Here is a 21,023-nt window from a genome sequence, read left to right as displayed (position 1 = left end):
CCGGTGCACCGGCCCATGTGTCCGGTTCCATGTGTCCGGTTCCATGTGTCCGGACAGAATAAGGCCCGACCGTCAGCGGTGCGCGCCGCCGTCGGCGGAGAACAGTGGTTGCGGGGCGGGCGCCCCGGACAGGGCCCGCATCACCCAGCGGCGGTGGGCGAGCGCCTTGACCACACCCATCAGTCCGGTGACCCAGGCGATCGTCCCGAGCCCCATGACCAGGGCGACCAGTCCGTAGGTCTCCTTGACCGCCTCGTCGGTCGCCGGGAACGCGAAGCACAGGTACAGCCCGAGCGCGCACAGCGCGTAGGACATCAGCAGCCAGGCCAGGGCCGCCCCCGGCATCCGCAGCCCCGCGTCCCGGGCCGGGTCGCGGGCCAACGCGCCCCAGGCGGCGAGCAGTCGGCGGATATCGCGGTCGCGCCGCACGGTGACGGCCACGAGCGCGACGGCGGGCCCCACGCAGCAGACGCCCATGACGACAAGGATCAGCGCGAGCACGGCGCCGAAGATGTCGTACGTCTCCTGGAGCGCGATCATCGCTGCGCTCACCAGCGACCAGCCGACCGCGCAGAGCGCGGCGCACAGCCACAGCAGCGCCAGCCGCCCGACCGAGATGTGCCGTCTCACCAGATCCCCGAGCACCGCGGCCCGGTCGGCGAGCATCGCCTCGTGGTCGGGCCAGGCGCGTATCTCCACGGGTGGTGGGGGCGGCGGTAGTTGGGGGCGCGGCGACATGGGGCCGACCCTATCGGGCAGGGGCTGTCCCATGATCCGCGGCGGACCGGCGCGTGGTCCGTGGCGGCACCGGTGCGTGGTCCGCGGCGGACCGGCGCGCGGCGCCGGATGTGGTGCGTCGCGAGGCGGAGGAGTGCCCGCATACCGGTGTGTACGCGGGCGCTCCGACGACGCGGCGAGGTGCCGCAGCCGTCCTCGGGCGACCGCCGGAGTCGACAGGACGGCCCTTTCAGGGCCTCCTCCTCCCGGCCGACGGCGCGTAGCGGGAGGGCCGCCCCGGTGCCATGCTGGGTGCGGAGACGCCACACGGAGGTTCGCCATGGGGTTCTACGCCGAACGGATCGTGCCCCGGATCGTCGACGCCGTCGGCGGGATGAAGCGGACCGAGCCGCTGCGGCGCCGGGTCTGCGAGGGCCTGTACGGCGAGATCATCGAGATCGGGTTCGGTTCCGGGCACAACGTGCCGTTCTACCCGGGCACCGTCACGGACGTGGCCGCGATCGAGCCGTCCGACCTCGCCTGGCGGCTGGCCCGCGAGCGGATCGACGCCGGACGCACCCCGGTGCGACGCGCCGCGCTGGACAGCCAGTACCTGCCCTTCGACGACGACACCTTCGACGGCGCCCTGTCCACCTACACGCTGTGCACCATCCCGGACGCCGACGGGGCGCTGCGCGAGGTGCGGCGGGTACTGAAGCCCGGGGGAACCCTGCACTTCCTGGAGCACGGGCTGGCGCCCGAGGAGGACGAGGACGTGCGCCGCCGACAGCGCCGCCTAGATCCGCTGGAACGGCGCCTGCTGGCGGGCTGCCATCTGACCCGGCCGATCGCCGGAATGCTGACGGCCGCCGGGTTCACGATCGTCGACCTCGACGTGTTCTACGAGGAGGGCGCGCCGAAGGCGCTGGGCGCCCACTCGCTGGGCGTGGCTGCGGCCTGACGGCGGGGCTGCCGCCTGGCGGCGTAGCTGCGGCCTGACGGCGGGGCTGCGGCCTGACGGCGAGGCTGCGGCCTGACGGCGGGGCTGCGGGGCTGCGACCCGACGGCGTCGCCGTCTGCCCGACGGCACGGGCAGGCACGGGCGGGCGCTCGCTGGACGGGGGACAATGCCGGGGTGCCAGGGACAGAGGAGACACCGGATCCGGGGACGCCCCGGGCAGCGGCGAAGAAGCGGGCGGACGGCAGTCGACGGGCGCCCGGCAAGGGCGCGGCCGACCAGGAGCGGGCGGCAAAGAAGCGGCCCGTCGGACGGCCGCGCAGACTCGACCCGGATGCGATGGTCGCCACCGCGCGCCGGATCATCGCGGAGGAGGGCGTGGCCGCCCTGAGCATGCGGCGGGTGGCGAAGGAGCTCGGCTCCACACCGATGGCGCTGTACCACTACGTGCGGGACAAGGACGAGCTGCTGATGCTCACCCTGTCGGGCACCGCGAACGCCTTCCCCCGCCCCGAACTGCCCGAGGACCCGCGCGAGCGGCTGCTCGCGGTGGCGGTGCACATGCACGGCATCCTGGCCCGGATCCCCTGGGTGCTGGACATCCTGGCGCTGGGCGAACTCACCGACAGGAACGCGCTGTGGATGGTCGAGGAGATCATCGACTGCGCCCTCGCCTGCGGCCTCTCCCCCGCCCGTTCGGTGCGCGCGTACCGGGCGATCTGGAGCTACGTCTACGCGGACCTGGTCTTCCGCAGGGCGGCCGAGCGCCGCGCCGAGAACCCGCCGAACACGCGGTACTTCCCCGAGATGCTCACGGAGGAGGACGCCGCCGCCCTGCCCCGGCTCACCGGGATCAGGGACCGCTGGCGGGAGTACGCCGCCGACTACGAGGTGGCCGAGGAACTGGACGCGATCGTCGACGGGCTGCTCCGCCTCGGCACCCGGCCCGACCGACCGGGCTCGGCGCCCGCCTGACCGCACCCGGGCCCGGCCGATCAGGCGCGGGCCCGCACGGCCGGCCGCGGGTACGGACCCAGCTTCCCCTGCCCGCCGCCGCAGGCCGCATCCGGGCCCGGCCGGCGGATCGGCCCGACCGTCAGCGGCCCGCACGGCCGACCCGCCGACCCGCTCAGTCGGCGGACTCCACGGCGCCCAGGGACTCGAAGCGCCAGCGGTGCACCGGGCGGGTGATCACCTCGGCTTCCGGCTCCGGGAGTTCGGGCAGCTCGTCGCCGTAGGCCGCGTCCCACCAGGTGATGACCAGGACCCGGTCCTGCGGGGCGCGCAGCACCTCGCGCCGCAGCGGTTCACGGGCCAGTTCGGCCGCGCGGGCGCGCGCCCACTCCAGGAGTTCGGCGCCCCGGCCCGTGGTGGCGCGGGCCTCCCACATCAGCGCGATGGTCGTTCCGCTCATGAGTAGAGGTTTTCCTTGCTGATCTCGTGGACGTGGTCGTGGTCGTGGTCGTGACCATGACCGTGGCCGTGCGCGTGGGCGCCCGGTACGTGGGCGTCGGTCACCGGCAGCGACGAGTCCGCGGAGAGTTCCAGGTCCGACGCGGGACGGCCCCGGGCCACCATCTCCGCGCCCAGTGCCGCGACCATCGCGCCGTTGTCCGTGCACAGCCCCGGCCGGGGCACCCGCAGCCGGATGCCGGCCCGTTCGCAGCGCTCCTCGGCCAGTGCCCGCAACCGGGAGTTGGCCGCGACGCCGCCGCCGATCATCAGGTGGTCGACGCCCTCGTCCTTGCAGGCCTGGACGGCCTTGCGGGTGAGCACGTCCACCACGGCCTCCTGGAAGGACGCCGCCACGTCCCGTACCGGCACGTCCTCCCCCGCCGCCCGCTTGGCCTCGACCCAGCGGGCCACCGAGGTCTTCAGACCGGAGAAGGAGAAGTCGTACGCGGGATCGCGTGAACCGGTCAGACCGCGCGGGAACGCGATCGCCGCCGGATCGCCCTCCCGCGCCAGCCGGTCGATGACCGGGCCGCCGGGGAAGCCGAGGTCCAACACCCGGGCGATCTTGTCGAACGCCTCGCCCGCCGCGTCGTCGATGGTCGCGCCCAGCGGCCGGACGTCGCTGGTGATGTCCGGCGCGAGGAGCAGCGAGGAGTGGCCGCCGCTGACCAGCAGCGCCATCGTCGGCTCAGGCAGCGGACCGTGTTCCAGCTGGTCGACGCAGATGTGCGAGGCCAGGTGGTTCACCCCGTAGAGCGGCTTGCCGAGCGCGTACGCGTACGCCTTCGCCGCCGAGACGCCGACCAGCAGCGCGCCCGCGAGACCGGGGCCTGCCGTGACGGAGATCCCGTCGAGGTCGCGGGCGCTGATCCCGGCCTCCTTGAGGGCGCGCTCGATGGTGGGGACCATCGCCTCCAGGTGCGCGCGGGACGCGATCTCGGGGACGACGCCGCCGAAGCGGGCGTGGGTGTCGACGCTGGAGGCGACGGCGTCGGCGAGCAGGGTGGTGCCCCGGACGATACCGACGCCGGTCTCGTCGCAGGAGGTCTCGATGCCGAGTACAAGCGGTTCGTCAGCCATCAGTCAGTCCCTGTTTCCGATACGGGCTCTTGTACGTCTCCGTGCGCCGCCCGGTCCGCCGCGTCGCGCACGTCCTCGTGGACGTTCAGGCGCATGACGAGCGCGTCCACGTTGCCCGGCTGGTAGTAGCCGCGGCGGAAGCCGATCGGTTCGAAGCCGAAGCGTTCGTACAGCTTCTGCGCGCGGGTGTTGTCGACGCGGACTTCGAGCAGCACCTCGGCGCACTCGAAGGCGGTGGCGTGTTTCAGCAGGTCGGTGAGGAGCGCGGAGCCGAGACCGCCGCCCCAGTGGTCGCGGGTGACGCCGATCGTCTGCACGTCGGCGAGGTCCCCGGAGGCGGCGAGACCGGCGTAACCGACGATCCGGCCGGTGGCGGGGTCCTCGGCGACGACGTAGCGGCGAGTGGCGTCCGGGCCTCGGGAGTACGCCAGCTCGGACCAGAACATCCCGGCCGACCAGGCGTCGTCCGGGAACAGCTCGGCTTCGAGTTCCAGCACCGGGGCAATGTCCCACCAGCGCATCTCGCGCAGTACGGCAGTGGTGCTCGTCACTTCGGGGTGACCACCTTGTAGTTCTTCGGCACCTGGGCATCGGGCCTGCGCAGGTAGAGCGGCCGGGGCGGCAGCAGTTCCTCCCCTGCGGCGAGCCGCTCGGCGGCGAGGGCGGCCAGCGCGCCCGCGGCGACGTGCTCGGGGCCCCGGCCGTCCGGGAACGCCTCCGGGTAGAGGACGGCGCCCGCGCCGACGACGGGCAGTCCGGCGAGCGACCCGGCGATGTCGGCGGGGCGGTCGACGGCGGGTTCCGTGGCCCGCGTGCGGAAGTCCTCGTACCGCGCCCAGTAGACCTCCTTGCGGCGCGCGTCCGTCGCGACGGCGAACGGGCCCTCCAGGCCGTCCCGCCCGGCGGCGTACGCGAGCCCGTCCAGGGTGCACAGCCCGTGGACGGGCACGGAGAGCACCGAACCGAAGGTCGCGGCCGTGACGAGCCCGACCCGCAGCCCGGTGTACGGGCCGGGGCCGACGCCCACGACCACGTCCGTCACGGCGTCGAGCTTCGTACCGGCCTCGGCGAGGACCCGGTCGACGGCGGGCAGCAGCAGCTCCCCGTGTCTCCGGGCGTCGACCTGTCGGTACTCGGCGACGACGGAGGTCCCGTCGTGCAGGGCGGCGGTGACGGCGGGGGTGGCGGTATCCAAGGCGAGCAAGAGCACGCAAACAGCCTAAGGCTCCGCCGGACGGGGCACCGCGCCGCCGTCCGGCGTCCCGGCGGGACGGGTGGGGCCGGTCCCGGCTGCTACCGTCACCGTGCACACGCGGGTACGACCTAACGACGTAAACGCTTGTACGACAAACGCTTGTGCTGGTGGACGAGGCGAAAGGGGCGCGCACGGTGTCTAGGGGCAGCTCGGGAATCGTGGCCGGGCTCACCGCGGCGGCGCTCGCCGTGGTCGGTGTCCTGGCGTACCAGGCATCGGCGAACGCGCCCGACTCCGTCGCGGCCCCGAAACCGAAGGCGTCCACCACCGCCACCGCGCCCGCGAAGCCGGAGAAGAAGAAGGAGACCCCGCCCGCGCCGCCCGCGGAGTCCGGGACCGGCAAGCGGACGGTGTACGCCCTGGCCGACCGCCGGGTGTGGCTCGTCGACGAGAACGAGAAGGTGCTCAGGACCTTCGAGGTCGTGCCGAGCGCGCTGAGTCCCGCGCCCGGGACGTACCAGGTGACCAGCCGCCGGGAGGACCCCACCAAGGGCTCGGACGGCGTGATGATCGAGCACGTGGTGCGGTTCGCGGTGGTCGACGGGCTGACCGTGGGGTTCAGCGCGGCGGTGGACGGCTCGATGGAGAGCCCGGACCCGTCGCTCAAGACGGGCGGCGTGCGGATGTCCCGGGCCGACGGGGACGCCCTGTGGAAGTTCGCGTGGACCCGCACCTCGGTGGTCGTCGTCCCCTGACCACCGGCACCGGGCCCGGCCGCCGCGCGGCGCGCAGCCGGTCAGCGGGCCGAGCGGCTTCGCCACGCCGGCGTCCAGCGGGTCGACCGCGTCCTCCGGCGGGCCCAGGTCGCGGGTCGCGGCGGGGGAAGTCCCTGTCGGTGATCCGCACGGCCGACCGGGCGGCCTGACGCAGGCGGGGCCGGGCAGCGGCCCCCACCTCTTGGATTCGCCCCCGGCCGGGACTCAGCCCGCCCGGCGTCCGAGCAGGGGATCGTCGCCGAGGCCGTCGGCGTCGTCGGATGCGGATTCGGACTCGGCGGCGGTGCCGGTGTCGGAGGTGTCGCTCCCGTCCCCGGTACCGGCGTCGGCGCACGGCGCGGCCGTGTCCGCGGCGCGGTCCTCGGACGGCGGGGGCGGTGTCGAGACCGCCGTCGCCGCCGCACAGGCCGCCAGCAGGTCGCGCATCGACGGCGGCGGCACTTCACGTTCGGCGGGCGTCGTCATGGATGCCTCCTGAGGCTCCGATGGAAGGCATGGTCAGGCAGACCTAACCCGCTTTCGTCATCCATGTGACCACGCCCGCCCTGCCCGGCGCAAGAATTTACCGACACTCTGTCGGAAAGTGTGCCGGGGGCGGCCCCGGGGCCGCCCCCGGCCCGGCCCGTCAGCCGTCCAGGGCCTCGCGCAGCCCGGCCCAGCGTGCGCCGACGCCGACCAGTGTCACCGTGCGCCGCTCGTCGTCCGTGTCGCCGACCGCGCGGTGGATCAGCACCCGCAGCCGGTCCTGCGACAGCTCCTCGACCTTGCCGTCGCCCCACTCCACGACCACCACCGACTCCGGCAGCGACACGTCGAGGTCCAGGTCCTCCATCTCGTCGAGCCCACCGCTCAGCCGGTACGCGTCGACGTGGACCAGCGCGGGGCCGCCGGTCAGGGACGGGTGGACGCGGGCGATCACGAAGGTGGGGGACGTGACGGCGCCGCGCACGCCGAGGCCCTCCCCCAGCCCTCGGGTCAGCGTCGTCTTCCCGGCGCCGAGCTCGCCGGTCAGCATCACGAGGTCGCCGGGGCGCAGCACCCGGGCGAGCCGACGGCCCAGGGCCTGCATCTGTTCGGGGGAGTCGACGGCCAGGCCGACGGTGACGGTGTCCGGACCGGCGCCCTCGTCCGCCCCGGCCGCCGGCCCGCCGTGCGGCTCCTGTGCCATCGGGCCGCTCTGCGGTACCTGCGTCAGCGGGCTGTTGTGCGGTGCTTCCATGTCCGCCAACGTTAGTCCGTGCGGGTCATCCCGCCGACGCGCGCCAGCAGGTCGGCCAGCCGGTCCGTGACCGTCTCCGGGTGCTCCAGCATCACCAGGTGGCCGCCGTCCGGGACGATGACCAGTTCCGCTTCGGGGAGTTGGTCGGCGATGGCCTCGCTGTGGGAACTGGGCGTCACCAGGTCCTTGTCGCCCGCCAGGATCAGCACCGGGATGTCCCGGAACGCGGGCAGGACGTGGCTCTTGTCGTGCTCGGTGAAGGCCGGGTAGAACTCGGCGACCACGTCGATCGGGGTGGATTCGATGAGCCGCTCGGCGAACCGTTCCACCGCCGGGTCGACGTCCCGCGAGCCGAACGAGTACCGCTTGATCACCCCGGCGAACAGGTCGGCGGTCGCCCGGCGCCCCCGCTCCACCAGCTCGGCCTGGGAGCCGAGTGCCCTGAGCACCCCGGGCAGCACGCGCCGCACCGCGTTCACGCCCGCGAGCGGCAGCCCGAAGGTGACCTCGCCGAGCTTCCCGCTCGATGTGCCGACGAACGCCACGGCGGCCACCCGGTCCCGGATGAGCTGGGGGTACTGCTCGGCGAGCGCCATCATCGTCATGCCGCCCATCGAGTGCCCGACGAGCACCAGCCTGCCCTCGGGCGCCGCCGTGTCGATGACCGCCTTCAGGTCCCGGCCGAGCTGGTCGATGCCGACCGCCACCCCGTCCGCCTGGGCCCGGCCGCGCTCCGAGCGGCCGTGACTGCGCTGGTCCCAGTGGACGGTACGGACCAGGCCGCGCAGCGCTGCCCGCTGGAAGTGCCAGGAGTCCTGGTTGAGGCAGTAGCCATGGCTGAAGACGATCGTGACGGGCGCGGGGGCCTTGCGGCCGAAGAGCCTGCGGCGGCGGGTGCCATGGCCCGTGGCGCCGGTACTGGTCTCCGCGTTCCCGTCGTCCCCACCGCCCCCGCCCAGCGGCGCCGCGCCGTCCGGTTCGACCTCGTCGACCTCGTAGTACAGCTCGGTGCCGTCGTCGGCGACGGCCCGGCCCGGCAGCCCGCGCACCGAGCCGTACGGGCCCGAGGCGTCCAGCGCCAGCCTGGCCCGCCTGCGCATGCCGCGGCCCACGGTCAGCCGCTCGACCGCGACACCGGCCGCAGCGCCCGCCGCGAGCACGCCTATGGCGGCCCCGGCGATCCCGGCCCGCCGCCAGCCGGCCGTCGCCGCGTCCGCCGCGCTGATCTCGCTCACCGTGCCGCGCTCCTCGTCGGTCGTGTCGGTCGTGCCCGGCCTGTCCGGCGCGCCCGTCGTTCTCCTCGTGCCCGACGCTGTCGTGCCCGCCGGGCCGGGACCGGTCCGTCCCGGTCGTGATCGGATCGTGCCGGGTCGTCGTGGCGGGCCCCGGGGGTTCGGCCGTCAGGACTCGGCCGGGGTCGCCCCCAGATGGACGCGGGGCACCCGGGCCCCGATCCGGGTGACGATCTCGTACGCGATCGTGTCGGCGGCCCGGGCCCAGTCCTCGGCGGTCGGCTCGCCGCGGTCCCCCGGGCCGAAGAGCACGGCCTCGCCGCCCACCTCGACCTCGTCCCCGCCGAGGTCGACGACGAACTGGTCCATCGCCACCCTGCCCGCGACGCGCCGCCGTACTCCACCGACCAGGACCGGTGCCCGGCCGGAGGCATGGCGCGGGATGCCGTCCGCGTAACCGATCGGCACCAGGCCCAGGGTGGTCTCCCGGGTGGTCGTGTAGTGGTGGCCGTAGCTGATCCCGTGACCGGCCGGCACGTGCTTGACCAGGGCGACCGACGCGGTGAGCGTCATGACGGGGCGCAGCCCGAAGTCGGCCGGGGTGCCCAGTTCGGGGCTGGGCGAGAGGCCGTACATCGCGATCCCGGTCCGCACGAGGTCGAAGTGGGTCTCGGGGAGGGTGAGCGTCGCCGGAGAGTTCGCGATGTGCCGGACCTCGGGCTCGACGCCCTCCTTCTCCGCGTACCCGACCATGTCCCGGAACGCGTTCAACTGCCGGTCGATGGAGGGGTGGCCGGGTTCGTCGGCGCAAGCGAAGTGGGACCAGAGGCCGGTGACCCGGAGGGTGCCCGCCTGCTCGGCGGCGCGGGCGGCAAAGACCAGTTCGGGCCAGTCGGCGGGCTGGCAGCCGTTGCGCCCGAGCCCGGTGTCGGCCTTGAGCTGGACCCGGGCCGGAACGCCGGCCTCCTCGGCCGCGGCGACGACCTCGCGCAGCGCCCACATGCCGCTCACCGACACGTCCACGTCGGCCTCGATCGCCTCGCGCCAGGGCCCGCCGGGTGTCCACAGCCAGCACATCACCCGGCCGCCGAGACCGGCGGCCCTCAGGTCCAGCGCCTCCTGCGGTGTCGCGGTGCCCAGCCAGGTGGCCCCGGCCTCCAGCGCGGCCCGCGCGCAGGGCACCGCTCCGTGCCCGTACGCGTCGGACTTGACGACGGCCATGAGCTGCGCGCCGCCCGTCCGTGCGCGCAGTTCGCGCACGTTCGCACGCAGTGCGGCGAGGTCGATCTCGGCTCGGGCTCTCAAGGACGCTGTCTCGTTCATCGTGCCCCAGTCTCTCAGAGGCACCAGATGTGCCTTTTCGGTGCACGGTCGGAAGGAACCGGGAACGGGGCGCCGCCGGGCCCACCGCACCGCCGGGGACCGGTCTCAGCGGTGGCGCAGCTCGTGTTCCAGACGGTCGACGAGGACCGGGACATGACTGTGCGGCACATCCTTGACCGCCGTGACCAGGGTGACCGGGCCGCCCTCGTGGAACAGGTCCACCAGTTCGCCGACCGCCGCCGTGTGCACGGGGTCGTCGAGTTCGTCCCGGTAGCGGGCGGCGAAGTCGTCGTAGCGGGCGCCGGTGCGGTCCTCGTGGTACCAGGAGCGCAACTCCTTCGAGGGGGTGACGTCCTTGAGCCACCGGTCGATCTCGGCCTGCTCCTTGGCCACGCCGCGCGGCCAGAGCCGGTCGATCAGGACGCGGGTGCCGTCGCCGTCCTCCGGCGGGTCGTACACCCGGCGTACGCGTACCTTGACGCTGCCGTCGCTTCTCCTGCTCATGGCCGGCCCTCCTGTCGGCGCGTGTCGCCACGTGCCGGCGCCCGCGGTGCGGGGGCGCCTCCGGCGCGGGTCGCCGTCGACGCGGGCGCCGTCCGTGCGCCGCCCGCGCCCGCGCTCCCGGCCGTGCCGGCGCCCCTGTCCGCACGCCCCGTCACGCCCTGTCGTGGCCCGTCGTGGCCTGTGCCCAGGATCACTCAGACGCGTACGTCCCGCCACGCCGCCGGGATGGCCTCCGCGACGTCCTGGGCGGCGACGGGCGAGCCGTCGGCGGCGAACCGGGCGGCCAGGCCGTGCAGGTAGGCACCGGCGGAGGCGGCGTCGCGCGGGGCGAGGCCCGCCGCCAGCAGGGAGCCGGTCAGCCCGGAGAGGACGTCCCCGCTGCCCGCCGTGGCCAGCCAGGAGGTACCGGTCGGGTTGACCCGTACGGGGACGTCCCGGTCGGCGGTGGCGACCAGGGTCGTCGAACCCTTCAGCAGGACCGTGGCGCGGTGACGTGCGGCCAGTTCGCGTACGGCGGCGAGCCGCCCGGCCTCGACCTCCTCGCGCGGGACGCCGAGCAGGGCGGCGGCCTCGCCCGCGTGCGGGGTGAGCACGGTCGGCGCGGTGCGCGCCCGTACGGCCTCGGGATCGAGCAGCCGCAGCCCGTCCGCGTCGACCAGCACCGGGACGTCGGCGGCCAGCACGTCGCGGACCGCCTCGGCGGCCTCCGCGCCGTCGCCCAGGCCGGGGCCCACCACCCACGCCTGCACCTGCCCCGCCTTCGACGGGGGGCCCGCGTGCACCAGGGTCTCCGGGTGGCGGGCGATGACCGCGCCGCCGCCCGGACCGACGTACCGCACCGCACCGGCGCCGCCGCGCAGCGCCCCGGAGACGGCCAGCACGGCCGCCCCCGGATAGCGGGCCGATCCGGCGACCACTCCGACGACGCCCCGCCGGTACTTGTCGCTCTCACCCGCGGGCACCGGCAGCAGCGCGGCGAGGTCCGCGTACTGCAGCGCCTCCAGGTCGGGCACCTTTGGCAGTTCGGGCCCGAGCCCGATGTCGACCAGGCGCAGCGCGCCCGCGTGTTCGGCGGCCGGGTCGATGAGCAGGCCCGGCTTGTACGTGCCGAAGGTGACGGTCGCGTCGGCGCGCACCGCTTCGCCCAGCACCTCGCCGGTGCCGGCCTCGACCCCGCTGGGCAGGTCGACGGCGACGACGGCCGCGCCGGTCGCCGTGAAGGCCCGCACGAGTGCGGCGGCGTCCGGTCGCAGCCCGCCGCGTCCGCCGATGCCGGTGATCCCGTCCACGACGAGGTCGACGCGCCCGCCCCAGGCGGTGGCCGTCACCGGGTCGTCCACCTCCGGTCCCGCATGCGCCACCGGTCCCGTGCCGTCACCCGGTCCCGTACCCGGCTCCACCACCCGTCCGCCCGCCGCGAGCAGCGCCGCGAGTCCGCCCGCGTGGGCGCGGCCCGGCGAGGTCAGCACGGCGCGCACCCCGGCGCCCCGGCGGGCCAGCCGGGCGCCCGCGTACAACGCGTCACCCCCGTTGTCACCGCTGCCGACGAGCAGGACGACCCGGGCCCCGTACACCCGTCCGCGCCGTCGCAGCAGGTCGGCGCAGGCCGCCGCGAGCCCCGCCGCGGCGCGCTGCATCAGAGCCCCCTCGGGCAGCCGGTCCATCAGGGCGCGCTCGGCGGCCCGCACGGTCTGAACGCTGTAGGCGGTACGCATGGCTCAACCCTCCGCGATCACCACGGCCGACGCCACTCCCGCGTCGTGACTGAGCGACACATGCCAGTGCCGTACGCCCAGCTCGGCCGCGCGTGCGGCGACCGTGCCGCGGACCCGCAGCCGGGGCTGCCCGCTGTCCTCGACGTAGACCTCGGCGTCCGTCCACAGCAGCCCCGCCGGGGCGCCGAGCGCCTTGGCGATGGCCTCCTTGGCGGCGAACCGGGCGGCGAGCGAGGCGATGCCGCGCCGCTCGCCGCTGGGCAGCAGCCGTTCCCGTTCCAGGAAGAGCCGGTCGGCCAGATGCGGCGTGCGCTTCAGCGCCGCGCCGAACCGTTCGATCTCGGCCACGTCGATCCCCACCCCGATGATCACAGGCGTTCCCTCATCACTCGCTCGCTCGGCGGCTTTCCGGCACGCAAGCCGGCCGGCGTGCGCGCTACTCCACGGTCACGGACTTCGCCAGATTGCGCGGCTGGTCCACGTCGTTGCCGCGGGCCGTCGCGAGTTCGCAGGCGAAGACCTGCAACGGCACGGTCGAGACCAGCGGCTGAAGCAGCGTAGGCGTTGCCGGGATCCTGATGAGGTGGTCGGCGTAGGGGACCACCGATTCGTCGCCCTCCTCGGCGATGACGACGGTGCGGGCGCCACGGGCCCGGATCTCCTGGATGTTGGACACGATCTTGTCGTGCAGCACCGACCGGCCGCGGGGCGAGGGCACGATCACGACCACCGGCAGACCGTCCTCGATCAGCGCGATCGGCCCGTGCTTGAGTTCGCCCGCGGCGAAGCCCTCGGCGTGCATGTACGCGAGTTCCTTGAGCTTGAGCGCGCCTTCGAGGGCGACCGGGTAGCCGACATGGCGCCCCAGGAAGAGCACGGTGTCGTGGTCGGCGAGGGACCGGGCGAGCGCCCGGACCGGCTCCATGGTCCCCAGCACGCGGGTGACCGCCCCGGAGATCTCGGAGAGCTGGCGGATGACGGTGCGGATCTCGTCGCCCCACTTGGTGCCGCAGTTCTGGCCGAGGTACAGGGCGACGAGGTAGCAGGCGACGAGTTGGGTGAGGAAGGCCTTGGTGGAAGCGACCGCCACCTCGGGTCCGGCGTGCGTGTAGAGCACGGCGTCGGATTCGCGGGGGATGGTGGAGCCGTTCGTGTTGCAGATGGCCAGGACCTTGGCGCCCTGTTCGCGGGCGTGCCGTACGGCCATCAGGGTGTCCATCGTCTCGCCCGACTGGGAGATCGCGACGACGAGGGTGCGGTGGTCGAGGATCGGGTCACGGTAGCGGAACTCGCTGGCCAGCTCGGTCTCGCAGGGGATCCGGGTCCAGTGCTCGATGGCGTACTTGGCGATCAGCCCGGCGTGGAACGCGGTGCCGCAGGCGACCACCACCACCTTGTCGACCTCCCGCAGCTCATGGGGGGCGATCCGTACCTCGTCGAGGTGGAGGGCGCCCGCGCCGTCGATCCGCCCGAGGAGCGTGTCGGCGACGGCCCGGGGCTGCTCGGCGATCTCCTTGAGCATGAAGGAGGCGTGGCCGCCCTTCTCGGCGGCGGAGACGTCCCAGTCCACGTGGTACTCGCGCACGGTCGCGGGCCTGCCGTCGAGGTCGGTGACGGTGACTCCCTCGCGGCGCAGCTCCACCACCTGGTCCTGGCCCAGTTCGATCGCGGAGCGGGTGTGGGCGATGAACGCGGCCACGTCGGAGGCCAGGAACGCCTCGTCTGCGCCCACCCCCACGACGAGCGGCGAGTTGCGCCGGGCCCCGACCACCGTGTCGGGCGCGTCCGCGTGCACGGCGACGAGGGTGAAGGCGCCCTCCAGCCGCCGGCACACCTGGCGCATCGCCTCGGCCAGGTCCGCGCAGGACGAGAACGCCTCGGCCAGGAGGTGGGCGACGACCTCGCTGTCGGTCTCGGAGGTCAGGTCGTGGCCGCGTCCGGCGAGTTCGGCGCGCAGACGGGCGAAGTTCTCGATGATCCCGTTGTGCACGACCGCGACCCGGCCCGCGTTGTCCAGGTGCGGGTGCGCGTTCACATCGGTGGGCGCTCCGTGGGTGGCCCAGCGGGTGTGCCCGATCCCGGTGGTTCCGGCCGGGAGGGGGGCTTCGGACAGGGATTTCTCCAGATTGACGAGCTTGCCCGCCCGCTTCGCCGCGGCCAGCCCGCCGTCCGCGAGCAGGGCGATGCCCGCCGAGTCGTAGCCCCGGTACTCAAGACGCTTCAGCCCCGCGACGACGACGTCCTGTGCCGACTGTCCACCGACGTATCCGACGATCCCGCACATACCGTTCCCTTCCTCCCTCGCTCTTTCCTACCCTTTGCCGCTCTCCAGTGTTTTCAAGGGAGTTATCCCTCTCCTTACCTACTCACCCCTTTCCCTCCACTTCTCCCCCTTCGCCCGCATCGTCGCAGAAGGAGGCCGGAACGACGGGGCACGCCGCCGCACGGCCCAGGCGGGATGGCGGGGCGGGAGCCGGGAACCCGACGCAGGTCGGGGGTCTCAGCGCCCGAGGAACTCCAGCAGGTCCTGGTTGAACCTCTCCTTGTCCCCGGGGACGAGGGCGATGCCGTGGGAGCCGCCCTCGTAGACCTTGAAGGTCGTGTCCGCGACGAGTGCGGCGGTCTTGCGGCCCGTGGCGTCGATCGGGACGATCTGGTCGTCGTCGCCGTGCACGACGAGCACGGGGATGTCGAACTTCTTCAGGTCCTCGTGGAAGTCCGTGGCCGCGAAGGCGTCGACGCAGGCGACACCGCCCTGGATGGTCTCGGCCATGGCCATGTGCCAGAACGCGTCCTGGTTGCCCCGGGTGACCTTGTGACCGCCCCGGTTCGCGCCGAAGAAGCCGACGGCCGCGTCCTTCCAGTACTGCGAACGCTCGGCGAGGATGCCCCGCTTGATGTCGTCGAAGGCGGACTGCGGCACGCCCTCGGGGTTGTCGGGGCCCTTGAGCATCAGCGGCGTGATCGAGGAGAGCAGCACCGCGGACCTGATCCGGCCGGTGCCGTGCCGGCCGATGTAGCGGGCGAGTTCCCCGCCGCCCATCGAATGCGCGACCAGCGTGACGTCCCGCAGGTCCAGTCGGGTGAGCAGGTCGTCGAGGTCGTCCGCGAAGGTGTCGAAGTCGTAGCCGTCCCAGACCGGGGTGGAACGGCCATGGCCGCGCCGGTCATGGGCGATGCCGCGGTACCCGTTGTCCGCGACCGTCTTGAGCTGGTCCTGCCAGGCGTCCCCGTTCAGGGGCCAGCCGTGGCAGAAGACGACCGGGCGGCCCCGCCCCCAGTCCTTGTAGAAGATCTCCACACCGTCGCGCGTGGTCAACGTGAGCATGCGTACTTCCTCCGTCCTCTCGGCTGCGGGAAAAGACGGGCGCGGGGCGGGTCGACCGCCCCGGGCCTCCCTGCCCAGCGTGCGGCCCGGCGCCGGAGGCGCAATCCGAAGCGTGACCCGCCGTTCGGGCACGCCCGGGGAGGCCGACGAGCCCGGTCAGGTGAGACGGGGCGACGGACGGCGGTCCGCCGAGTCCGTCAGCCCCGCCGGGCGGCGAGCACCCCACTGGAACCGAAGACCCGGGCCGCGAGGCGTTCACCGGTACCGACTCGAACGGCGCATCGGTGCACAGCGCGACCAGTTCGGTGATCTCGCCGTTCGGCAGCGGACTCACCGCACCACATCCGTCTTTCCGGCCATCGTGGGCGGGCGCGGGCCCATCCGGGCTCCCCGGCAAAGCGGACCGCCCCACTCCCCTGACGACGGGAGCGAGGCGGGAACGGGTGGAACGGCCGACGCTCAGCGGGCGGACGCGTACGCCACGAACTCCGCCCAGGTGTCCGGCCCGAACCCGAGGTGCGGGCCCCGTACGTCCTTCGAGTCGCGCACACGCACTGCGCCGGGCACCACAGCGACCTCCACGCACGAGGGTCCGTCATTGGTGCTGTAGCTGCTTTTGAACCACGTCAGCTCGAAGGTGGCTCCGGACGAGGACTTCGCGCTCATGTCTCTCCCAGCAGTTTCTCGATGAAGATCCGTGACAGCCGAGGGGTCAGCGCCTGGGCTCGGATCATGCCGTATCGCATCTCAAGGATTTGGACTTCCCTGGGATCACTGATCAGCCGACTCGTGAGCTGAACTTCATTGAGCCCCACAGACGTGCCGTCTCTCAGCTTAAGCACCCGATGCCCGCCCGCCAGCCCCGCGTGTTCCTCGGTCTCGGTTGGCATGACCTGAACCTCCACGTGCCTCAACGTGCTCAGTTCCAGCAGGTGTTCAAGCTGCCGCCGCAGAACCGGCTTCCCGCCAGTGGGCCGCCTGAGCGTCGCCTCCTCCTGAACAAAGGTCAGAAGCGGTGCAGGGCTTCGCTTGAAGATGTCCTGGCGGGACATCCGTGCAGCTACCAAGCGGTCCAGTTGGTCCTCGGTGTAGGCGGGGCGCCGCTCCTTGTACAGGGCACGGGCGTATTCCTCGGTCTGAAGCAGCCCGTCCACGACACCGTTGGCATAAGCCCCGACCTCAACCGCAGCCTGCTCCAGCTTGGCCAGATCCCGGACCTTCTTCGGGTATCGCGCCTCCCTCAAGTCCTTCTTCATCGCGGCGATCTTGCCGCCCGCGCCCAGGACTTGGTCCGCCTTGTCCAGGAACTCCGGCTTGGGGATGCGTTTTCCGCCCTCCACCTTGTAGACCTGGTTCTCCCCGTACCCGATCGCGTCCCCCAGGTCCTTCGCCCGCAGCCCCGCCGACTCCCGCCACAGCCGAATCTGGCGGCCCACCGCCGCGATCACCGCGCCCGAGTCGTCGTCCAGGTCGACGCACTGGTCGGCGTCATCCGCCCCGTCGCCCCCATCCGCCCCGAGGATCCCGATGTCCTCGATGCCGATGCGCTCGCTGCCACCGACGCCCTCGCCCTCGTCCGCCATACGACATCCGCCTCCCTTCCCGCGCCCCGCACGGTTCCGCGCGGGGCGCCGTACTGGATGGACAGCCCCGTACCACCGCTGGACAGTCACCGTCCGTACCCATGTCATCGCTGTTCAGCGTAGGCAGCGTCGGCCACGCTGAGTGACGTGAATCGAGAAATCACCCAACCGCGTGTATGCCACGGCACGTTCACCATCCAGCTCTCCGCCACCCGTCGGGGCGCCCGGCTCGCCAGGCTGCTGGCGACCGAACGGCTCCGCTCCTGGGGGCTGCCGCTGGAGGACGCCGAGCTGGTCGTCGCCGAGCTGGCCTCCAACGCCGCGCTGCACGGTGACGTGGCGGGCAGGGACTTCCGCGTCGGGCTGACCGTCCACGGCGACACGCTCCGTATCGAAGTCACCGACGCCCGGGGTGATGTGCTGCCCCGGCTTCCCGGCCCGGACGCCCCATCCATGACGGGCCGTGGGCTGTTGATCGTCGGGGCGCTCTCCGCCCTGTGGGGCGTGCAAGTGGGCCCCTTCCCCCGCAAGACCGTCTGGGCGGAGATCGCACTCGGCGGGAGGTGACGGCCGACTTCCCTCCCGCCACGCCCAGTTCCATCCGCCCGGTCCGCGTCCGGCTCGGGTGCCCTCCTTCCGTGCCGATCTCGTCCCGCGTCCCCTGCGGCACGGCAGGGGGCGGCACCCGGTTGAAAACTGCTCGCCTCGGGATATTCGGTCGTGGATGCGGGCGTGGTCCTGCTAGGACATGGCCATGGACGCCGAAGCACTGACGCCGTTGGACCGTCTGCTCGCGGAGCGAGCCATCGAACGCCTGGTCCTTGAATTCATCCACAGGCTCGACCTGGGGCAACCGAGCTCGGTCGCCGACCTCTTCACCGCTGACGGGGTCTGGGAATGGCCCTATGACGGCCGTCGCGTGGAAGGCCGTGATGCGCTGCGCGACTACTTCGGATCCCGCCCCGCGGACCGTCTGTCGCGCCGTATGTGCACCAACATCCTGGCGACCGTGGATTCGGCCTTCTCCGCCACCGCCACCACGTACTTCGCCACCTATCGGGTCGACGGATACACCGAGGGCACACTGGTGCCGCCTCGGCTCCCGGCGAATGTGGGGCACTACGAGGACACGTTCCGCAAGGTGGACGGAACCTGGCTGCTGGCCAAGAGGACCCTGGTTCTGCCTTTCGGCGGGGCGACGGAGCAGATCGGCCCCTCCGGGGAGGGCGGCACGGGGCAGGGCGGCACGGGCGAAGCCCGCGCCTGATCGGCCAACCTGCGGTGGGGGCGGCCGGCCATGCGGTCGGGATCACGGGCATGGCCGTGATCCCGACCGCACACCCCACGTGACCGAGCCCACGCCCCGCTCCGTCCCAACTCCCGCGACAATGAACACGTGATCACTTCGCCGTCACGGAGCACCCAGCGACGCGCCGAACACGCGGCGACGCCGTACGTCGATCTGTCGCGCGCCGAGTGGAGCGCCCTGCGCGACAAGACCCCGCTGCCGCTGACCGCCGAGGAGGTGGAGCGGCTGCGCGGGCTCGGGGACGTCATCGACCTCGATGAGGTCCGGGACGTCTACCTGCCGCTCTCCCGACTGCTCAACCTCTACGTCCAGGCCACCTCGGGCCTGCGCGGCGCCCTGAACACCTTCCTCGGGGAGACGGGCACCGGACACGGGGAGCAGCACGGCACCCCGTTCGTCATAGGGGTCGCGGGCAGTGTCGCCGTCGGCAAGTCCACCGCCGCCCGCATCCTCCAGGCGCTGCTGGCCCGCTGGCCCGAACACCCCCGGGTGGAACTCGTCACCACGGACGGCTTCCTGCTGCCGATGAAAGAGCTGAAGGCGCGCGGGCTGGTATCGCGCAAAGGGTTCCCCGAGTCGTACGACCGGCGCGCGCTGACCCGGTTCGTCGCCGACATCAAGGCGGGCAAGGACGAGGTGACGGCACCCGTCTACTCGCATCTGATCTACGACATCGTGCCCGGGGAGCGGCTCACCGTGCGCCGCCCCGACATCCTGATCGTCGAGGGGCTGAACGTGCTCCAACCCGCACTGCCCGGCAAGGACGGACGGACCAGGGTGGGGCTCGCCGACTACTTCGACTTCAGCGTGTACGTGGACGCGCGCACCGAGGACATCGAGACCTGGTACCTCGACCGGTTCCGGAAGCTGCGCGAGACGGCGTTCCAGAACCCGTCCTCGTACTTCCGCAAGTACACCCAGGTCTCCGAGGAAGAGGCCATGGCGTACGCCGCCACGACCTGGCGGACCATCAACAGGCCGAACCTCGTGGAGAACGTCGCGCCCACGCGGGGCCGGGCCACCCTGGTGCTGCGCAAGGGGCCGGACCACAAGGTGCGGCGGCTGTCCCTGCGCAAGCTCTGATCCCCTGCCCGCTCGTCCGGCTCCTCGCCGCCGTCCCCGCGCAGGCTCCGGCGCCCGGCACCACGAACGCCTCGCTCGGCACCATGAACGCCTCGGGCGGGCACGGCTCACTCGCGCGCACCCGCCCGGACGCGGACCGAGGACCGCGGACCGGAGACCGGGGACCGCCTACCCCAGCGCCGACTTCACCACATCGGCCAGCCGCTCGGCGACCGCCCGCGCCTGCTCGATGTCGGCCGCCTCGACCATGACCCGTACCAGCGGCTCCGTGCCCGATCGGCGCAGCAGTACGCGCCCGGTGGAGCCCAGCTCGGCCTCGGCCTCGGCAACGGCTGCGGCGATCTCCGGGGAGCTGTCCACCCGGGACTTGTCCACGTCGCGCACGTTGATCAGCAGCTGCGGGAGCCGCTGCATCACCCCGGCCAGGTCGGCGAGCGTACGGCCGGTCGCGGCGACCCGGGCCGCCAGCAGCAGGCCGGTCAGGGTGCCGTCGCCGGTCGTCGCGTGGTCCAGCACGATGACGTGGCCGGACTGCTCACCGCCCAGGGCGTATCCCTCGGCCTTCATCGACTCCAGCACATAGCGGTCGCCGACGGCGGTCTGGACGAGCTCGATGCCCTCCCGCTCCATGGCCGTCTTGAAGCCGAGATTGGACATGACCGTGCCGACCACGGTGTTCTTGCGCAGCTTCCCGGCCTCGCGCAGGGCGAGGGCGAGCACGGCCAGGATCTGGTCGCCGTCGACTTCCTCGCCCGTGGCGTCCACGGCGAGGCAGCGGTCGGCGTCTCCGTCGTGCGCGACACCGAAGTGGGCGCCGTGCTCGACGACGGCGGCCTTCAGCAGGTCCAGATGGGTGGAGCCGCAGTTGTCGTTGATGTTCAGGCCGTCCGGCTCGGTGCCGATCGTGACGACCTCGGCCCCGGCCCGCGTGAACGCCTCGGGCGAGACCCGGGAGGCCGCGCCGTGCGCCTCGTCGAGCACGACCTTCAGCCCGTCGAGCCGGTTCGGGAGGGCGTCGACGAGGTGGTCCACGTACCGGTCGAAGCCCTCGGCGTAGTCCGTGACCCGGCCCACTCCGGCGCCCGTCGGACGCGTCCACGGTTCACCGGTGCGGTGCTGCTCGTAGACCGCCTCGATCCGGTCCTCCAACTCGTCGGCGAGCTTCTGCCCACCGCGGGCGAAGAACTTGACACCGTTGTCCGGCATGGCGTTGTGGCTGGCGGAGAGCATCACGCCGAGGTCGGCGCCGAGCGCGCCGGTCAGATGCGCCACCGCGGGGGTCGGCAGCACCCCGACCCGCAGCACGTCCACGCCCGCGCTGGCGAGCCCGGCGACAACGGCGGCTTCCAGGAACTCCCCGGACGCGCGTGGGTCACGCCCCACCACGGCGGTCGGCCGATGCCCCTCGAAGGTGCCCACCTCGGCGAGCACATGCGCTGCAGCGACCGACAGACCGAGCGCGAGCTCAGCCGTCAGGTCCGCGTTGGCGACACCGCGCACACCGTCCGTGCCGAAGAGTCGTCCCACTGGTGTCCTCCGAAGGTCC

At 72.9% G+C, this 21,023-nt stretch carries 23 protein-coding genes; 6 read left to right on the top strand and 17 right to left on the bottom strand.

Annotated features, from left to right (window positions below; translation table 11 throughout):
• Nucleotides 1-72: 72 nt before the first annotated feature.
• Entirely contained in the window at nucleotides 73-738 is a 666-nt protein-coding gene (locus ACIHCL_RS07000; RefSeq protein ID WP_399857789.1) for a hypothetical protein, read from the bottom strand.
• A gap of 319 nt (nucleotides 739-1,057) precedes the next feature.
• Here ACIHCL_RS07000 and ACIHCL_RS06995 point away from each other — a divergent pair, with 319 nt between their 5' ends.
• A complete protein-coding gene (locus tag ACIHCL_RS06995; protein ID WP_399857786.1) occupies nucleotides 1,058-1,678 on the top strand; it encodes a class I SAM-dependent methyltransferase in 621 nt (206 codons plus the stop codon).
• A gap of 174 nt (nucleotides 1,679-1,852) precedes the next feature.
• Nucleotides 1,853-2,650 (top strand): TetR/AcrR family transcriptional regulator, encoded by a 798-nt coding sequence (locus ACIHCL_RS06990; RefSeq protein WP_399857783.1) that lies wholly within the window; start codon nucleotides 1,853-1,855, stop codon nucleotides 2,648-2,650.
• 154 nt (nucleotides 2,651-2,804) lie between these two features.
• On the opposite strand, the gene ACIHCL_RS06985 is transcribed toward ACIHCL_RS06990, so the two are convergent.
• Genes ACIHCL_RS06985 through tsaB form a run of 4 tightly spaced genes read right to left on the bottom strand, consistent with a single transcriptional unit; the run spans nucleotide 2,805 to nucleotide 5,420 of the window.
• Nucleotides 2,805-3,089 (bottom strand): hypothetical protein, encoded by a 285-nt coding sequence (locus tag ACIHCL_RS06985; RefSeq protein WP_399857780.1) that lies wholly within the window; start codon nucleotides 3,087-3,089, stop codon nucleotides 2,805-2,807.
• Complete coding sequence (gene tsaD, locus ACIHCL_RS06980) at nucleotides 3,086-4,210, bottom strand: tRNA (adenosine(37)-N6)-threonylcarbamoyltransferase complex transferase subunit TsaD (protein WP_399857778.1); 1,125 nt, start codon at nucleotides 4,208-4,210, stop codon at nucleotides 3,086-3,088. The genes ACIHCL_RS06985 and tsaD overlap by 4 nt, the downstream gene beginning before the upstream one ends.
• Entirely contained in the window at nucleotides 4,210-4,761 is a 552-nt protein-coding gene (gene rimI, locus ACIHCL_RS06975) for a ribosomal protein S18-alanine N-acetyltransferase (protein WP_399857776.1), read from the bottom strand. Before rimI ends, tsaD begins: the two co-directional genes overlap by 1 nt.
• Complete coding sequence (gene tsaB, locus ACIHCL_RS06970) at nucleotides 4,758-5,420, bottom strand: tRNA (adenosine(37)-N6)-threonylcarbamoyltransferase complex dimerization subunit type 1 TsaB (RefSeq protein WP_399857774.1); 663 nt, start codon at nucleotides 5,418-5,420, stop codon at nucleotides 4,758-4,760. The genes rimI and tsaB overlap by 4 nt, the downstream gene beginning before the upstream one ends.
• A 152-nt stretch (nucleotides 5,421-5,572) precedes the next feature.
• Here tsaB and ACIHCL_RS06965 point away from each other — a divergent pair, with 152 nt between their 5' ends.
• Nucleotides 5,573-6,160: a hypothetical protein gene (locus tag ACIHCL_RS06965; protein WP_399857772.1), complete on the top strand. Its 588-nt coding sequence runs from the start codon at nucleotides 5,573-5,575 to the stop codon at nucleotides 6,158-6,160.
• Between the two features lie 225 nt (nucleotides 6,161-6,385).
• On the opposite strand, the gene ACIHCL_RS06960 is transcribed toward ACIHCL_RS06965, so the two are convergent.
• The 11 genes from ACIHCL_RS06960 to ACIHCL_RS06910 all read right to left on the bottom strand — a co-directional run bounded on the left by ACIHCL_RS06960 (nucleotide 6,386) and on the right by ACIHCL_RS06910 (nucleotide 17,085).
• Complete coding sequence (locus ACIHCL_RS06960; protein WP_399857770.1) at nucleotides 6,386-6,646, bottom strand: hypothetical protein; 261 nt, start codon at nucleotides 6,644-6,646, stop codon at nucleotides 6,386-6,388.
• A gap of 160 nt (nucleotides 6,647-6,806) precedes the next feature.
• Entirely contained in the window at nucleotides 6,807-7,400 is a 594-nt protein-coding gene (tsaE, locus tag ACIHCL_RS06955) for a tRNA (adenosine(37)-N6)-threonylcarbamoyltransferase complex ATPase subunit type 1 TsaE (protein WP_399857767.1), read from the bottom strand.
• Between the two features lie 11 nt (nucleotides 7,401-7,411).
• Nucleotides 7,412-8,635, bottom strand: a complete 1,224-nt coding sequence (locus ACIHCL_RS06950; protein WP_399857764.1) for an alpha/beta fold hydrolase — start codon at nucleotides 8,633-8,635, stop codon at nucleotides 7,412-7,414.
• Nucleotides 8,636-8,800: 165 nt separating this feature from the next.
• Complete coding sequence (gene alr, locus ACIHCL_RS06945; RefSeq protein WP_399857762.1) at nucleotides 8,801-9,955, bottom strand: alanine racemase; 1,155 nt, start codon at nucleotides 9,953-9,955, stop codon at nucleotides 8,801-8,803.
• A gap of 105 nt (nucleotides 9,956-10,060) precedes the next feature.
• Nucleotides 10,061-10,459 (bottom strand): DUF488 domain-containing protein, encoded by a 399-nt coding sequence (locus ACIHCL_RS06940; protein ID WP_399857759.1) that lies wholly within the window; start codon nucleotides 10,457-10,459, stop codon nucleotides 10,061-10,063.
• 194 nt (nucleotides 10,460-10,653) lie between these two features.
• Nucleotides 10,654-12,174: an NAD(P)H-hydrate dehydratase gene (locus ACIHCL_RS06935; RefSeq protein ID WP_399857756.1), complete on the bottom strand. Its 1,521-nt coding sequence runs from the start codon at nucleotides 12,172-12,174 to the stop codon at nucleotides 10,654-10,656.
• Between the two features lie 3 nt (nucleotides 12,175-12,177).
• Complete coding sequence (locus ACIHCL_RS06930) at nucleotides 12,178-12,546, bottom strand: holo-ACP synthase (RefSeq protein ID WP_399857753.1); 369 nt, start codon at nucleotides 12,544-12,546, stop codon at nucleotides 12,178-12,180.
• A 64-nt stretch (nucleotides 12,547-12,610) separates the two neighbouring features.
• Complete coding sequence (gene glmS / locus ACIHCL_RS06925) at nucleotides 12,611-14,458, bottom strand: glutamine--fructose-6-phosphate transaminase (isomerizing) (protein WP_399857750.1); 1,848 nt, start codon at nucleotides 14,456-14,458, stop codon at nucleotides 12,611-12,613.
• Nucleotides 14,459-14,674: 216 nt separating this feature from the next.
• Entirely contained in the window at nucleotides 14,675-15,502 is an 828-nt protein-coding gene (locus ACIHCL_RS06920) for an alpha/beta fold hydrolase (RefSeq protein ID WP_399857748.1), read from the bottom strand.
• 459 nt (nucleotides 15,503-15,961) lie between these two features.
• Nucleotides 15,962-16,168, bottom strand: a complete 207-nt coding sequence (locus tag ACIHCL_RS06915; protein WP_399857746.1) for a DUF397 domain-containing protein — start codon at nucleotides 16,166-16,168, stop codon at nucleotides 15,962-15,964.
• Nucleotides 16,165-17,085: a helix-turn-helix domain-containing protein gene (locus tag ACIHCL_RS06910; protein WP_399857744.1), complete on the bottom strand. Its 921-nt coding sequence runs from the start codon at nucleotides 17,083-17,085 to the stop codon at nucleotides 16,165-16,167. Before ACIHCL_RS06910 ends, ACIHCL_RS06915 begins: the two co-directional genes overlap by 4 nt.
• A gap of 147 nt (nucleotides 17,086-17,232) precedes the next feature.
• Between ACIHCL_RS06910 and ACIHCL_RS06905 the strand changes: the two genes are divergently transcribed.
• The 3 genes from ACIHCL_RS06905 (at nucleotide 17,233) to coaA (ending at nucleotide 19,477) form a co-directional block, all read left to right on the top strand.
• A complete protein-coding gene (locus tag ACIHCL_RS06905) occupies nucleotides 17,233-17,652 on the top strand; it encodes an ATP-binding protein (RefSeq protein ID WP_399857742.1) in 420 nt (139 codons plus the stop codon).
• Nucleotides 17,653-17,839: 187 nt separating this feature from the next.
• Nucleotides 17,840-18,352 (top strand): nuclear transport factor 2 family protein, encoded by a 513-nt coding sequence (locus tag ACIHCL_RS06900; RefSeq protein WP_399857739.1) that lies wholly within the window; start codon nucleotides 17,840-17,842, stop codon nucleotides 18,350-18,352.
• A 129-nt stretch (nucleotides 18,353-18,481) separates the two neighbouring features.
• Complete coding sequence (gene coaA, locus ACIHCL_RS06895) at nucleotides 18,482-19,477, top strand: type I pantothenate kinase (RefSeq protein WP_399857738.1); 996 nt, start codon at nucleotides 18,482-18,484, stop codon at nucleotides 19,475-19,477.
• 168 nt (nucleotides 19,478-19,645) lie between these two features.
• Here coaA and glmM read toward each other — a convergent pair whose 3' ends face one another.
• Nucleotides 19,646-21,004, bottom strand: coding sequence for a phosphoglucosamine mutase (gene glmM, locus ACIHCL_RS06890; RefSeq protein ID WP_399857735.1), 1,359 nt, complete (start codon nucleotides 21,002-21,004; stop codon nucleotides 19,646-19,648).
• Nucleotides 21,005-21,023 lie beyond the last annotated feature (19 nt).

This window comes from Streptomyces sp. NPDC052042 (genome assembly GCF_044548345.1).
GTDB lineage: Bacteria > Actinomycetota > Actinomycetes > Streptomycetales > Streptomycetaceae > Streptomyces.
Note: the sequence above shows the minus strand (reverse complement) of the source record. Positions and strands in the feature narration are given on the sequence as shown.